Source organism: Oceanicaulis sp. (genome assembly GCA_040112665.1).
In the GTDB taxonomy this organism is placed as follows: Bacteria; Pseudomonadota; Alphaproteobacteria; order Caulobacterales; family Maricaulaceae; genus Oceanicaulis.
In genome coordinates, this window is sequence record CP157796.1 from 2,159,168 (window position 1) to 2,173,405 (window position 14,238).

Here is a 14,238-nt window from a genome sequence, read left to right on the forward strand (position 1 = left end):
CTCAGCCGGCGGCGGCGCGCTCGAGCCTGGCGACGAAGTCCGCGTCCACCGGCGACCCGGGCGTAAGCCCCGCTTCGCTCTGGTAACGGACGATCGCGATCCGGGTTCTCTCTCCCATCACGCCGTCCGCAGGACCGGGATCATAGCCGAGTTCGGCGAGCAGGGCTTGAGCGCGGGCGGTGAGCGCGCCGGCGTCCGCGTTTTCCCAGGGCTGGGGCGGATATTCGCCCTGCGCAGCCGGGTCGCCCCGGCGCGGGGTGAAGCCGCGCGCGACCTCGTCTGCGGCGCTGCGCTGTTCGGGGCTCAGTTCGCGGCGCAGCTCGCTGGCGCGGCGCGCCGCGTCCTGATCGCCCGAGGCCGCCGCGATGGAGAACCAGGCGTAGGCGTCAGCCAGGCTCTGCGGCACGCCGAAGCCCTCCTGGTACAAAAGGCCCATGTTGAACTGGCTGTCGCGCACGCCGTGAAGCGCGCCGAGCTCGAAGAAGCGGGCGGCCTGGGCCTGGACTTCAGGGGCGTCGCCGGCGGCGATGAACATCCCGCCCGCGTCGTGCATCGCCATGACGTTGCCCGCCTCGGCGGCGCGGACCATCCAGTCGCGCGCGGCCGCCGCGTCGGTGGGCACGCCCTGACCGGTCTGCAGCATCAGGGCGAAGCGGCGCATGGCGGCGGGCTCGCCCTGCTCGGCGGCGCGGCGCATCAGGGCGGCCGCATCCGCGCTGCGGCCCGCTTCCAGCCGGTCCAGCGCCAGCTGATACCGCGCGACCGCGTTTCCTGCAGCCGCAGCCTCTTCAAGCGTCGGCACGGACACGGGAATGCTCGCCGGGACGCTCAGCGCGGCGGGCTGAAGCACGGGCTCGGACAGGGCCGCCTGCGGTTCAGGCGCAGCTTCGGTTTCGGTCGACGTTTCTGGCGCAAGTTCGGACGCCGGGGCCGGATCGGCGGCCGCCGGAGCGGCCTCGTCAGCGCCAGCAGGCGCCGCGGGCGTGTCGGCGAACAGGGTGGAGAGCGCTTCAGCCGAGTTTGCAGGGCGGGCGGCGGCGGTGGCGGGCGCCTGCCGGTTCATCGCTTCGAGCGCCAGCATGCCCGCGGCGGCCGCCACGGCGACGAAGCCCAGAACGCTCGCCCCGATCAGCAGCGCCTTGCCGCCCTTGCGCGGCGCGGCTTCTGCAGGCGCGTCCCAGCTCGTCTCGCCGCGATTGGACCTGACGGTCTTGCGCGCTGCGGCCAGGAAATCAGGATCGGCGGTCGCGCCGGGGCGGGCCGGGCGGCGCGGCGCTTTCGGCTCGGCTTCGGCGCTCAGCGAGGCGGTGTCCGCGCGGCGGCGCTCGGCGGCGGCGGGGCGGGGCGCTTCGGCGTCGAGCACGAAGCTGTCGCGCGCCGCGCCGGGGTCCTCGCCGGTCTCGAAGCTGTCGCCGGCGAAACCCGGCGGCGGGGGGAGAGGCGTGTCGAAATCCGCCGCCTTATCCACGCCGTCTCCCGGTCCTTTCCCGTCGGATCCGTCACCGCCGCCGCGCTTTCCGTCACGGCGAGACGGCTTCACACCCTCAAAACCGGCCTTTCCATCATCAGCGCGTTCGCCGCGCTTGCCTTCGATCTGTTCGAGCCGGTCGGCCAGCGCCGTCATCGCGCGCTGGACGGGCGACAGCGCGTCGGAGGTTTCCTGCCGCGCCTGGTCGAGCCGGGCGTGAACGCCCTTCATCGCCTCTTCGATGCGCTGGGCGGTCCGCTCTTCGGAGGCGCGGATGCGCGCGTCGAGATCGGTCTCGTTGGCGCCGCGGCGGGTTTCGAGCTTCTCGACGACCTCGGCCATCTTCTCGCCGGCGGCCTCGACCGCGCGGGCGGAGCGCTGCTCGGCCTGCTGGACCCGGTCGGCCAGGCTCTCGCCCAGGCGGGCGACCTGTTCGCCGATGCGGCGGACCGCGGCGGTGTTCTCCGCCCGCACCCGATCGAGCCGGGCCTCGATGTCGCTGCGCACTTCGCGCTGATCGCGGCGGGTCTCGCTGTCTGAGAATTTCTGCTCGAGCCGGCGTTCAGCCTCGGCGATGCGGCCGTCCACGGCGCGCGACAGCCGGCCGACTTCCTCGGCGATGCGGGTGAGGGCGCCGGTCTGGCGTTCCTCGGCGCGGGCGAGCCGGGTCTCGGCGGCTTCGAGCGCCTTTTCAAACCGCGCTTCGTCGGGTCGGCCCTGAGCGACCTGGGCCACCTGGCGGGCGCAGTCGGCGCGGGTCTCGCGCACGATCTCGGCCAGCTCGCGCGCCAGCGCGTCGAAGCGGCGCTGGATGTCTTCCGCGCCTAGCGTGTCGCCGGTCTTCGCCTCGATCTCGCGAAGGCGGCGATCGAGGCTTTCCTGGCTGCGGGTCAGGGCTTCGGCGGCGCGATGGGTCGCGCTTTCAGCGGCGATCAGGCGGCTTTGAAGGCTGCGCGCGGTCTCCTGAAGGGAAGACAGGGCCTCGCCGGCGCGGGTCTCGCGCGCCTCGCCGGCTTCGCGCAGGGCGGCGGCTTCGTCGCGGAAGCGCTTCTCCGCTTCCTCGACACGCTCGGCCAGGGTCTTCACCGCGCGCTCGGCGTGATCGCGGCGGCGCTCTTCCTTGTGGGCGAGATTGTCGAGTTCGGCGCGCACGTCGCGCTCGGTCTCGTACAGGCGGGCGGCGATCTTGCCGACGGTCGTCTCGACCGCCTTCACCGCGTCGGCGTTTCCGCCGCCGGGCCCGGCGCGTTCGAGCTTGCGGATGCGCTCCAGCAACTCGTCAGTCTGACCGCGCAGGCGGCGGACCTGCTCGCCGGCCTCCCCGCCGTCCTCGTCCTGGGCGTCTTCCAGCGCCTCGAGCCGGCGCGCGAGCGCGAGCACGGACTGATCCACGCTGGTCATGGCGAGGGTGGAGCGCTGCTCTGCGGCTTCCAGCCGTTCGGTCAGGCGCTGGACGACCCGGCGCAGGGCGTCGTCGTCATCGTCGTTCCCGCCGCCGCCCCCGAAGCCGGGATAGTCCGACAGGCTGCGTTCCCATTCATCGGAGTGCGGGGAGTCGCCGTCGTCCAGGATGACCCGGTTGAGCCATTCGCCCAGGGTCATGCCTTCCTTGCGCGCGGCCGTCTTGGCGATCGCGCGGGCGCGGGGATCGATCCCCTTCACACTCCAAGGCGCCCCGGACGGCATGCCGACTCACTCCATGATGGACATCGCCGACCGTACCGGAATCGTTAATCTTGTGTAAACCAGAGGTGCGGCCACCAAATCTGGTGTTTCCACAAGCAATCGCACGCCCGAACCGGCCGGATCTTGTCCGTACAGGGTCCACAAGCGGCTGATGCGGTTAACGCCTCGTAAAACTCTCTAAACGAAGCGCTTTTCACTCGGGGGTCTGGTTCGGGGCCGCGCCGACCCATTCCGGCGCCAGGGCGGCGAGCCGGGCTTCCAGCGCGTCGGCCTGGGCCAGAAGTTCAGTGGGTTGCCGGCCGGGAAGGGCGCGGCCGAGATCGAACAGAACGAAGGCGGCGTGCGGCGCGCCCGCGGCGAGATAGCGCCGCCCCAGATGCCAGTAGGCGTCAGGCGCGAACGGGTCCATCTGCAGCGACTCGGACAGAAGCTCCGCCGGGTCGAGATCGGGCCGGCTCTGAAGCCCGTCGCGGCCCCAGGCGATCAGCTCGTTCGCCACCAGGATGCGCGCCGCAGCGCCCGCCCAGCCTTCGCGGTCGAGCTCGGCGGAGAGCAGCTCCACCGCACGCGCATGATCTCCGCTGCGCAGCGCGGCGGAGCCTTCCAGCACGCGCTCGAAATCGGGATCGCCGACGCCTTCGGCGGTCAGGGCGCGCACCTCGTTGCAGGCCGGCCGGCCCGAGCCGACGGTCTGGGTGGGGCAGGGGCCGAAATGATGGGTTTCCTGCATGGTGACGAGGAACGCGCCGGCGAGATCGCCGTCCGCGCGCAGGGCGGCGGCGGCTTCGAAGAAGTCCGCGGCGGCGGGCGCTTCGCCCGCTTCGCCGGCGGCGGCCAGCATGCCGGTCTGCCCCGCCGCGCCCAGCAGTTCGGCCTCGGGCAGCAGCGCGTCGAGATCAGGCAGAGGCGGCAGGCCGGGGCCGTCACCGCTTTCGGTCAGCACCCAGCGTTCGGTCCGCCCCTCAGGGCTGTCGGGGCTGTAGATCCGATATTCGATCAGGCAGGGAAACCCGTCACGGGCTTCCAGCTCGGCGAGGATTTGCGGATGGATCGGCGCGTTCTGGCGGGTGAGCGCAAGCGCGCCGCGCTGATGGGTCGGGGGCAGGGGCGCGGCCTGGCAGTCGCTGTCCGCGCCCGCGCTGTAGGACGCGCTGAAGACCGTCTCGCCGTCGAAGCTGGCGGAGAAGCCGGTGGCCGTATCCTCGGACGTGATGCCCGCCTCGGGGCCGGCCACGCCCATGGCCGATTCAAGCCAGATACGGTGAAACGCGCCCGCGGGGCCGAACTCGATCTCCTCAAGTGATCCGCCGCGCGACAGGCCGGCGTAGACGTCGAGCCTGCGGCGCACCTCGGCGAAGAGGCTCGTGCTCACAACCGCGTCCTCGGTCACCGTCAGCATGCGGTCCGCGGCCAGATCGACCAGGCGCGTCTCGCCCTCGGGCGTCGTCCAGGCCGTCCACTGCCCGCCCAGCCGGGCGCTGAGATCGCCGACCGGAGTGAGCGAGCCCGCGTCCGGCCCGCGGAAGAAATCGAACGTCACCGTGCGCGAAGCGCCGAAGGGCGCGCCGCGGGCGCTTTCATACTCCGAAGGCGGGGTGTGCGGCCCGGGCTGGGAGACAGCGGCGGCGGGCAGGGCGGCGGCGATCAGGACGGCGGCGAGGGCGCGCATCGGGGACTCCCAAAGCTTCTGGCCGCCTTGAACAGGGACAATCTGGCAGGGTCAAGGCAGGATGATCATCAAGGGTCGCGACCCGTATTCAAATCGCCCGGCGCGGGTGCGGCGAGATTGACGTTGACGTTCACGTCAACTCCGCTAACGTCGCGCGCATGTCCGGGACCGTCTCCGACACGCTCTACACGATCCGCGAGATCGCCGAACGTTTCGGCGTCACCGCGCGGACGCTGCGTTTCTATGAGCAGAAAGGGCTTCTGAGCCCGGAGCGGCGCGGCGCCACGCGGCTTTACTCGCGCGCCGACCGGGCCCGTCTCGCCCTGATCCTGCGCGGCAAGCGCGTCGGCTTCTCGCTCGAGGACATCAAGGAGATGCTCGAGATCGAGACGCTGGATTCCCGCTCGCGCGACCAGATGGAGCGCGCGCTCGACCGGTTCCGCGAACGCATCGAGACGCTGGAGCTTCAGCGCAAGGACATCGACGAGGCGCTGGCCGAACTGACCGCGGGCTGCCGCTGGCTCGAAGAGCGCCTGGCCGATCGCGACCCGCCCGACGAGGTCAAGCGCCGCGCCCGCGCCTTCGAGGCGCTGGCCGCCGCCAGGCTCGAAGACTGGACCCACGGGAGCGCCGAATGACCCGGCCGCTCCATGATCGTTTCGCGACAGCTTTCCGGTTCGGCTTTACGCCGGGCCGCCCGCCCGTTTCCATGCCGGACACCACCCCCTCCAGGGAGATCTGACCCATGCCCGCCTACAAAGCCCCGCTTCGTGACCAGCAGTTCGTCCTCAACGACGTTCTGGACGTGCAGCAGTATTCCGACCTGCCGAGCTTTTCCGAGGCCAGCGCCGACATCGTCGCCGCCGTGCTCGAAGAGGGCGCGAAATTCTGCGAAAACGTGCTTGCTCCGCTCAATCATGTCGGCGACCAGGAAGGCTGCCGGCTGTCGAACGGGGAGGTGACCACCCCGACCGGGTTCAAGGACGCCTACAAGCAGATGACCGAGGGCGGCTGGACCGCGCTGTCGGCCGACCCCGAATACGGCGGCCAGGGCCTGCCGCACTATCTCAACCTCGCCTTCAACGAGATGGTGACGAGCTCGAACATGGCGTTCGGCATGTATCCGGGCCTGACGGGCGGTGCGGCGCACGCGCTGACCATCGGCGGGTCGGACGAGCAGAAGCGCCTGTACCTGCCCAAGATGATCTCGGGCGAATGGTCGGGCACGATGAACCTGACCGAGCCGCATTGCGGCACGGACCTGGGGATGCTGCGCACCAAGGCGGTCCCGAACGGCGACGGCTCCTACGCGATCACCGGCCAGAAGATCTGGATCTCCGCCGGCGAGCACGACATGAGCGGCAACATCATCCACCTGGTGCTCGCGCGCATCGAGGGCGCGCCGGCCGGGGTGAAGGGCATCTCGCTGTTCGTCGTGCCGAAATTCATTCCCGACGAGAACGGCGAGCCGGGCGAGCGCAACCAGCTGGTCTGCGGCGGTCTTGAAGAGAAGATGGGCATTCACGGCAACGCGACCTGCGTCATGAACTATGACGGCGCGAAGGGCTGGCTGGTCGGCGAGGAGAACAAGGGCCTCAAGACCATGTTCATCATGATGAACGAGGCGCGCCTCGGCGTCGGCCTGCAGGGCCTGGGCCTGGCCGAAACGGCCTATCAGTGGTCGCTGGCGTTCGCGAAGGACCGCATCCAGGGCCGCTCGCTGACCGGGCCGAAGAACCCTGACGGCCCCGCCGATCCGATCATCGTGCACCCCGACGTGCGCCGGATGCTGATGAACCAGAAAGTGTTCGTCGAAGGCGCCCGCGCGCTCGCCCTCTGGACCGCGCTTCAGGGCGATCTCGAACTGCGCGCCACCGACGAGCACGTCAAGGAGAAGGCCGGAGACTACATGGCGCTGCTGACCCCGGTCATCAAAGCCTACCTCACCGACAAGGGCTATGAGTGCGTCTCCGAGGGCTTGCAGGTGCACGGCGGTTCGGGCTTCACCCGCGAGTGGGGCATCGAGCAGCTGCTGCGCGATGCGCGGATCACGCTGATCTATGAAGGCACCAACGGCATCCAGGCGCTGGACCTCGTGGGCCGCAAGCTCGCCATGGCCGGCATGCGTCCGATCAACACCTTCTTCGCCGAGATCGAAGCCTTCGTCGCCGAGAACGAGGGCCAGGCCGACATCGCGACGTCGGTGCAGGGCCTGAAGGACACCAAGGCCAAGCTTCAGAAGGCCACCAACTGGCTGGTCGAGAAGGGCCTCGAGAATTTCGACAACGCCGGCGCGGCGAGCCACGACTATCTGCACCTGTTCGGCCTGACCTGCTTTGCGTACATGTGGGCGAAGATGGCCAAGGTCGCCGACGCCAAGGTCAAGGCCGGCGAGACCGACCCGATCTACGCCTCCAAGCTGGTCAGCGCGAAATACTTCGTCGAGCGCTGGCTGCCGGCGGCGGACGCCCATCTCGCCCGCGTCGAGGCCGGCGCGGACACGCTGATGGCGCTGGACGCCGAGGCGCTCTAGGCGACGGCGCAGCCCCCCTCGGCCCTTCGGGCCACTCCCCCCGTGAACGGGGGGAGACACCGGTGTCCTCCCCTGCTTGCGGGGGAGGTGGTCCCGAAGGGACCGGAGGGGGCGGCGCCTGCCGCCAGGCGATAACAAGAATTTCGGAGGAGACCGATCATGACCGCTCAGGTCCTCAACGTGCCCAAGCCCGAATGGCTGGACCAGGAAGACGTGAACATTTTCGAGGGCGCGGTGCGCGGCTTCGTGGAGAAGGAATGCCTGCCCCATTCCGAGCGCTGGGAGAAGGAAGGCGTGGTCGACCGCGAGGTCTGGACCAAGGCGGGCGAGGCCGGCCTTCTGTGCCCGGCCTGCCCTGAAGAGTACGGCGGGGCCGGCGGCGACTGGCGGCACGACTACGTGTTTCACATGGTCACCTCCGAGCTCGGCGTGGAAGGCTGGGGCGCGAGCCTGCACAACTCCATCGTTGCGCCGTATGTCTGGCACTACGGCAGCGAGGAGCAGAAAAAGAAGATCCTGCCCAAGCTCGTCAGCGGCGAATATGTCGGCGCGATCGCCATGTCCGAACCCGGCGCGGGCTCGGACCTTCAGGGCGTGAAGACCACAGCGGTCAAGGACGGCAACGGCTACCGCATCAACGGCTCGAAGACCTTCATCACCAACGGCGGCACGGCGAACTTCATCGTGGTGGTCGCCAAGACCGACCCCAAGGCCGGCGCGAAGGGCACCTCGCTGTTCCTGATCGAGACCGACGGGCTGGAGGGCTTCCGGCGCGGGCGCAATCTCGACAAGGTCGGCATGAAGTCCCAGGACACCGCCGAGCTGTTCTTCGAGGACATGTGGGTGCCCTCCGACGCGCTTTTAGGTCCCGAGGAAGGCCGCGGCTTCATCCAGCTGATGGAGCAGCTGCCCCAGGAACGCCTGCAGATCGCGGTGCAGGGCGTGGGCATGATGAAGCGCGCGCTCGCCGAAACGATCGCCTACGTCAAGGAGCGCAAGGCCTTCGGCAAGGCGGTGATCGAGTTCCAGAACACCCAGTTCAAGCTCGCTGAACTCAAGACCAAGGCGACCATCGCCGAGGTGTTCTGCCAGCACTGCTCGGACCTTCTGATCCAGGGCCGGCTCGACGCGGCGACCGCCTCGATGGCGAAATACTGGGTCACCGATATCCAGTGCGAGCTGATCGACGAATGCGTGCAGCTGCACGGCGGCTACGGCTACATGAACGAGTACCCGATCGCGCGCATGTTCCGCGACGCCCGCGTCCAGCGGATCTACGGCGGCACGAACGAGATCATGAAGCTGCTCATCGCGCGGACGCTGTGATGCGGTTCGCCCTTATCCTTCTGGCGGGCGCGGCGCTGGCGGCGTGTTCGGCCGAGGCGCCCGAAGCCCCGTCCGAACCCGTGGCCGAACCGGCGCAGGCTGAAACGCCTGCCGAAACGCCCGCCGAAGAGACGCCTGCGGACGAAGCGCCCGCGCCTGCGCCCGAAGCTGACGCCCGCGCGTATTTCGAACAGACCTTCTCGGGCCGCTGGGGCATGGACGCCTCCTGCGCCGAGGAAGGCATGTTCCGCCTCTCGCCGGCCGATCTCGACCTTTACGAACGCGCCTGCGAGGTGGTGAACCTGACCCGCGAGGGGGACATGATCGCCGCCCGCACGCAATGCATCGTCGAAGGCCAGCCCCAGGCCGAAAACACCCACGTGCTCACACCCGTCTCCGAGGACACCATCACCGTCTCGGACGGGCATTACGAATGGACCCGCCACGCCTGCGGGCCGGTGGAAGCCGAAACACAGGGAGCCCCCCAATGACCGACGCCTATATCTACGACGCCTGCCGCACCCCGCGCGGCAAGGGCAAGAAGAACGGCACGCTGCACGAGATCACGGCGCTGCAGCTCGCCACCCAGCAGCTCGAGGCGATCCGCGAGCGCAACAATCTGGACACCTCCGTCGTCGACGACGTGATCCTGGGCTGCGTGTCGCCGGTGGGCGAGCAGGGCGCGAACATCGCGCGCGCCGCGGCGATCAACGCGCGCTACGCCGAGAGCGTGTCGGGCTTCCAGGTGAACCGGTTCTGCGCTTCGGGCCTTGAGGCCACCAACCTCGCTGCGGCGAAAGTCATGTCCGGCGAGGCCGACATGGCGATCGGCGGCGGCGTCGAGGCGATGAGCCGGGTGCCCATGGGCTCCGACGGCGGCGCGATGGTGGTCGATCCCGAAATGGCCTTCGACCATTACTTCGTGCCCCAGGGCGTGTCGGCTGACCTGATCGCGTCGAAATACGGCTATAGCCGCGACGACGTGGACGCCTATGCGGTGGAATCCCAGAACCGCGCCGAGCGCGCCTGGAAAGAGGGCCGGTTCTCCAAATCGGTCGTGCCGGTGAAGAACCAGCTGGGCCTCACCCAGCTCGATCATGACGAGCACATGCGCCCCGGCACCGACATGCAGTCGCTGGCGAGCCTGAAGCCGAGCTTCAAGGATCTCTCCGCCTTCGTGGGCCTCGATAAGGTCGCGATCCAGAAATACCCCGATGTCGAGCGCATCAACTTCGTCCACCACGCCGGCAACTCGTCGGGCATCGTGGACGGCGCGGCGGCGATCCTGATCGGCACCAAGGAGATGGGCGAGAAGCTGGGCCTCAAGCCCCGCGCGCGCATCCGGGCGATGGCCTCGATCGGGTCTGAACCCACCATCATGCTGACCGGCCCCGCGCCCAGCGCGCGCAAGGCGCTGAAGAAGGCCGGCATGAGCCCCGAGGACATCGATCTTTACGAGATGAACGAGGCCTTCGCCGCGGTCGTCCTGCGCTTCATGGAAGATCTCGGCGTCCCGCACGACAAGACCAACGTCAACGGCGGCGCGATCGCGCTGGGCCACCCTCTGGGCGCTACGGGAGCGATGATCCTGGGGACCGTCCTCGACGAGCTCGAGCGCACCGGCAAGGGCACGGGCCTGGCCACGCTGTGCGTCGGCGGCGGCATGGGCACGGCCACCATCATCGAGCGCGTTTAAGCCGAGCGATTTGAGGACAGAGATATGACCTACACCCACTTCAAATTCGACGTCGACGGCGACGGGATCGCGCTGATCACCTTCGACAGCCCGAACGTCTCGATGAACGTGCTGTCGAACGCCGTCATGGGCGAGATCGACGACATCGTGAACAAGATCGCCTCCGACGGGGCGATCAAGGGCGCGGTGATCACGTCCGGCAAGAAAGCCTTCTGCGCGGGCGCGGACCTCAGCGAGCTGGGCGGCGGCATGGCCGAGCTGTCCGGCCTGTCCGAGGAGGAGGCGAAGGCCAAGCTCTTCGAGACCGCCTATCGTCTGAACCAGACGCTGCGCAATCTCGAGACCTGCGGCAAGCCGATCGCGGCGGCGATCAACGGCCTGGCGCTGGGCGGCGGCTTCGAGGTGACGCTCGCGTGCCATTACCGCGTCATGGCCAGCGACACCGGCGCCAAGCTGGGCCTGCCTGAATCCCTGGTTGGCGTTCTGCCCGGCGGCGGCGGCACCCAGCGCCTGCCGCGCCTGATCGGCGTGATGAACGCCGCCCCGATCATGCTGCAGGGCAAGCAGTTCGACGCCGACAGCGCCAAGGCGCAGGGCGTGGTGCACGAGGTCGCTCCGGCGTCGGAGATCGTCGCCAAGGCCAAGGAGCTGGTCAAAGCCGACCCGATGGGCGGCAAGCAGCCCTGGGATCAGGACAAGTTCAAGATCCCCGGCGGCGGCCCGTTCCACCCCGCCGGCATGCAGGTCTTCGCCGGCGCTTCGCCGATGCTGCTGAAAGAGACCTACGGCAACTATCCGGCTCAGCGTTACATCCTGTCTTGCGTCTACGAGGGCCTGCAGGTCCCGATGGACGCCGCGCTCAGGATCGAGAGCCGGTATTTCACCAAGCTGCTGATGCGGCCTGAAAGCCGGAACATGATCCGCTCGCTCTTCCTGTCCAAGCAGGCGCTTGAAAAGGGCGCCCGCCGGCCGGCCGGTCAGGAGAAGAAGGAACTCAGGAAGATCGGCGTCATCGGCGCAGGCTTCATGGGCGCTGGCGTCGCCACCGTGTCGGCCCAGGCCGGGCTTGAAGTGGTCCTCATCGACAAGGACCAGGAAAGCGCGGACAAGGGCAAGCAGCACGTCGCCGACCACTTCGCCAAGGGCGTGAAGAAGGGCAAGGTGACCGAGGAGGCCGCCAGGGCGAAGACCGATCTCGTCACCGCGACGACGGATTACAGCCTGCTCAAGGACGTCGATCTCGTCGTCGAGGCGGTGTTCGAGAACTCAGAGCTCAAGCACAAGATCACGCAGATGGCCGAAGAGCATCTGCCCGAGACCGCCGTGTTCGGCTCGAACACCTCGACCATTCCGATCACCTCGCTGGCCGAGGCCTCGAAGCGTCCGGAGAACTTCATCGGCATCCACTTCTTCTCGCCGGTCGAGAAGATGATGCTGGTCGAGCTGATCGTGGGCGAGAAGACGGGCGATGCGGCGATCTCGCTGGCGCTCGACTTCGTGGGCAAGATCAAGAAGACCCCGATCGTGGTCGCCGACACGCGCGGCTTCTACGCGAACCGTTGCGTCATGCGCTATATCGAGCAGGGCATGTACATGCTCACCGAGGGCGTCAAACCCGCCCTGATCGAGAACGGCGCGAAGATGGCCGGCATGCCGGTGGGCCCGCTTTCCCTTCAGGACGAGGTCGCGATCGATCTCGGCTACAAGGTGCTGCAGCAGACCAAGAAGGACCTCGGCGACAAGTTCGAGGACACCCCGAACGCCACCGTCATCGAGAAGATGTACGAGCTCGGCCGCTACGGGCGGAAGAACGCCAAGGGCTTCTACGTCTACGGCGAGGACGGCAAGCGGCTCTGGGACGAGCTCGACCAGTTCGCGCCCGGCGGGAAGCTGGCCGAAGACCAGCCCACGGTCGCCGAGATCAAGGACCGCATCCTCTACGCCCAGGCCATCGAGGCCGCGCGCACCATGGAGGAGAACATCGTCGCCGATCCGCGCGAAGCCGATGTCGGCTCGATCCTGGCCTGGGGCTTCGCGCCCTATACCGGCGGGGTGCTGAGCTTCATCGACACCGTGGGCGCGGCGAAGTTCGTGGCCCGGGCCGACGAGCTGAAAGCCAAATACGGCAAGCCCTTCGAAGTCCCGCAGCTCCTGCGCGACATGGCCGCCAAGAACGAAACCTTCTACGGCCGCTTCAAGCCGGCGAAGGCGGCCTAGGGCTCACGCTCTACGGCAGAACGAAGAGCCCCGGCGTGCGATGAGCGCGCCGGGGTTTTTTGTTTTCAGACGGCTGCAGAGACTTCCTTCCCTCCCCTTGATGGGGAGGGTCCGCCCGCAGGGCGGGGGTGGGGTGATGATCGTAGAGCGCCATCCTCTGCAGACGCAGGCGCTCCCCCACCCGTCTCGGCGCTGCGCGCCGATCCACCCTCCCCGCAGAGGGGGAGGGAACACGCGGAGGTCGGCCGCTGCTATAGCATCTGCCTCCCTCCCTCACGGAACATCGCCGCACGCCTGCGTGTTCGCTGAGCAGAGTCCCCCCTCAGCGATCAAAGGAGTTCCCTCATGGCGGAACGACACACAGGCCCGATGAACTTCGTGGACAAGGCGATGGACAAGATCGGCGGCATGCTCGGCAAGACCAAGGCGAGCGGGACCGACGACGCCGGCGAGTTCGTCGAGAACGCCGCGATCGGCAACGCCTACGAGCTCAAGGCCGCCCATATCGCCAAGCAGCGCACGCAGAACCAGCAGGTGCGCGAGTTCGCCGAGCAGATGATCGCCGACCACGAGCACGCCAAAAACGAGCTTCAGTCCACGCTCACCACCCATCCCGACGCGCCGAACACGCCCGACGGGCTGGACAGCCGCCGCGAGCAGATGGTCGAGCATCTTGAAAAGGCGCCCGACGAGGAATTCGACGCGCGCTACGCCGAGCAGCAGGACCTCGCCCACCAGGAGACGGTGAAGCTGTTTGAAAGCTACGCCGATGAGGGCGGCCATGCCGGTCTGAAGCGCTTCGCCGCCCAGATGCTGCCCACCCTGCGCGAGCACTTGGAAAAAGCGCAGGCCCTGCGCAGCCGCCTCGACGGCGCGCACTAGCGCCGAGCGCCTTACTCCCTCCCCTTGATGGGGAGGGTGTCAGGCGAAGCCTGACGGGTGGGGTGAGGATCGTAGAGCGCTGAAACCTGCAGACCTTGGCGCTCCCCCACCCGACCCGGACCTACGGTCCGGCCCACCCTCCCCACAGAGGGGGAGGGAATTAGCCCGGCGGACTCCGCCGCCGGAAACGCACGAAGAAACCCTCGGCGAGCCGGAACCCCGAGCGGCGCGAACGGGTTGATCTTTCAAGCAGACGCGGAAGGAGAGCGACCCGATGGCTTCGCACCGCAGCACTTCGAACGCCCCCGCCGACGATCAGGCCTTTCAGGAAATCTTCGACGAGGACAAGGCGGCGAACGACGCCGAGATCGGCCGTCCGGACCGCGACAAGGAAGACGAGCGCGTCCAGCCCGTCGACCAGGCGCTGACCGGCGCGCGCGGCGAACGCTTCGGCGTGGAGGTCCGCGCCGAGGGCTCCGATCCGGGCCGCCAGGACGAGGACGAACGCCGCGAACGCGCCGCCGAAGAGGCCGCCGAGGACGACGTCCCGGTGCCCAACGGCCCGGCGAGCGACACGCCGCGCAAGCCCACCGACACCGACGTCAAGCACACGCCCGGCCAGACCGCGCCGAAGTCGGACAATAAATCCGGCGACGACGGCACGATGAGCGAGGAGGAGCGGCTCGACGAGGCGATGAAGGAGACCTTTCCCGCCTCCGACCCGCCGCCGACCCAGCCCTAGCGGGCCGGTTTCAGAAGTA

General features: G+C 68.5%; 10 protein-coding genes. 8 read left to right on the top strand and 2 right to left on the bottom strand.

Annotated elements, in window-relative coordinates; genetic code table 11:
* Position 1: 1 nt before the first annotated feature.
* Positions 2–3,130 (bottom strand): peptidoglycan-binding protein, encoded by a 3,129-nt coding sequence (locus tag ABL308_10540; protein ID XBQ15395.1) that lies wholly within the window; start codon positions 3,128–3,130, stop codon positions 2–4.
* 217 nt (positions 3,131–3,347) lie between these two features.
* Positions 3,348–4,823, bottom strand: a complete 1,476-nt coding sequence (locus ABL308_10545) for a hypothetical protein (protein ID XBQ15396.1) — start codon at positions 4,821–4,823, stop codon at positions 3,348–3,350.
* Between the two features lie 158 nt (positions 4,824–4,981).
* Here ABL308_10545 and ABL308_10550 point away from each other — a divergent pair, with 158 nt between their 5' ends.
* From ABL308_10550 to ABL308_10585, 8 genes are all read left to right on the top strand, one after another.
* The gene (locus ABL308_10550; GenBank protein ID XBQ15397.1) at positions 4,982–5,461 is read left to right on the top strand and encodes a MerR family DNA-binding transcriptional regulator; all 480 of its coding nucleotides are present in this window, start codon (positions 4,982–4,984) and stop codon (positions 5,459–5,461) included.
* 107 nt (positions 5,462–5,568) lie between these two features.
* Entirely contained in the window at positions 5,569–7,356 is a 1,788-nt protein-coding gene (locus tag ABL308_10555; GenBank protein XBQ15398.1) for an acyl-CoA dehydrogenase C-terminal domain-containing protein, read from the top strand.
* A 159-nt stretch (positions 7,357–7,515) separates the two neighbouring features.
* Positions 7,516–8,682: an acyl-CoA dehydrogenase family protein gene (locus tag ABL308_10560; protein XBQ15399.1), complete on the top strand. Its 1,167-nt coding sequence runs from the start codon at positions 7,516–7,518 to the stop codon at positions 8,680–8,682.
* Entirely contained in the window at positions 8,682–9,173 is a 492-nt protein-coding gene (locus ABL308_10565) for a hypothetical protein (GenBank protein ID XBQ15400.1), read from the top strand. The genes ABL308_10560 and ABL308_10565 overlap by 1 nt, the downstream gene beginning before the upstream one ends.
* Positions 9,170–10,378, top strand: a complete 1,209-nt coding sequence (locus ABL308_10570; protein XBQ15401.1) for an acetyl-CoA C-acetyltransferase — start codon at positions 9,170–9,172, stop codon at positions 10,376–10,378. Before ABL308_10565 ends, ABL308_10570 begins: the two co-directional genes overlap by 4 nt.
* A gap of 24 nt (positions 10,379–10,402) precedes the next feature.
* Positions 10,403–12,595, top strand: coding sequence for a 3-hydroxyacyl-CoA dehydrogenase NAD-binding domain-containing protein (locus ABL308_10575; protein XBQ15402.1), 2,193 nt, complete (start codon positions 10,403–10,405; stop codon positions 12,593–12,595).
* Between the two features lie 345 nt (positions 12,596–12,940).
* Complete coding sequence (locus tag ABL308_10580; GenBank protein ID XBQ15403.1) at positions 12,941–13,477, top strand: DUF4142 domain-containing protein; 537 nt, start codon at positions 12,941–12,943, stop codon at positions 13,475–13,477.
* 274 nt (positions 13,478–13,751) lie between these two features.
* Entirely contained in the window at positions 13,752–14,219 is a 468-nt protein-coding gene (locus ABL308_10585) for a hypothetical protein (protein XBQ15404.1), read from the top strand.
* Positions 14,220–14,238 lie beyond the last annotated feature (19 nt).

Excerpts from the sequence above, each read along its gene's own strand:
- ABL308_10555 (XBQ15398.1), top strand. The coding sequence starts at position 5,569 with ATGCCCGCCTACAAAGCCCCGCTTCGTGACCAGCAGTTCGTCCTCAAC.
- ABL308_10580 (XBQ15403.1), top strand. The coding sequence starts at position 12,941 with ATGGCGGAACGACACACAGGCCCGATGAACTTCGTGGACAAGGCGATG.
- ABL308_10575 (XBQ15402.1), top strand. The coding sequence starts at position 10,403 with ATGACCTACACCCACTTCAAATTCGACGTCGACGGCGACGGGATCGCG.
- ABL308_10570 (XBQ15401.1), top strand. The coding sequence starts at position 9,170 with ATGACCGACGCCTATATCTACGACGCCTGCCGCACCCCGCGCGGCAAG.
- ABL308_10550 (XBQ15397.1), top strand. The coding sequence starts at position 4,982 with ATGTCCGGGACCGTCTCCGACACGCTCTACACGATCCGCGAGATCGCC.
- ABL308_10565 (XBQ15400.1), top strand. The coding sequence starts at position 8,682 with ATGCGGTTCGCCCTTATCCTTCTGGCGGGCGCGGCGCTGGCGGCGTGT.
- ABL308_10560 (XBQ15399.1), top strand. The coding sequence starts at position 7,516 with ATGACCGCTCAGGTCCTCAACGTGCCCAAGCCCGAATGGCTGGACCAG.
- ABL308_10545 (XBQ15396.1), bottom strand. The coding sequence starts at position 4,823 with ATGCGCGCCCTCGCCGCCGTCCTGATCGCCGCCGCCCTGCCCGCCGCC.
- ABL308_10585 (XBQ15404.1), top strand. The coding sequence starts at position 13,752 with ATGGCTTCGCACCGCAGCACTTCGAACGCCCCCGCCGACGATCAGGCC.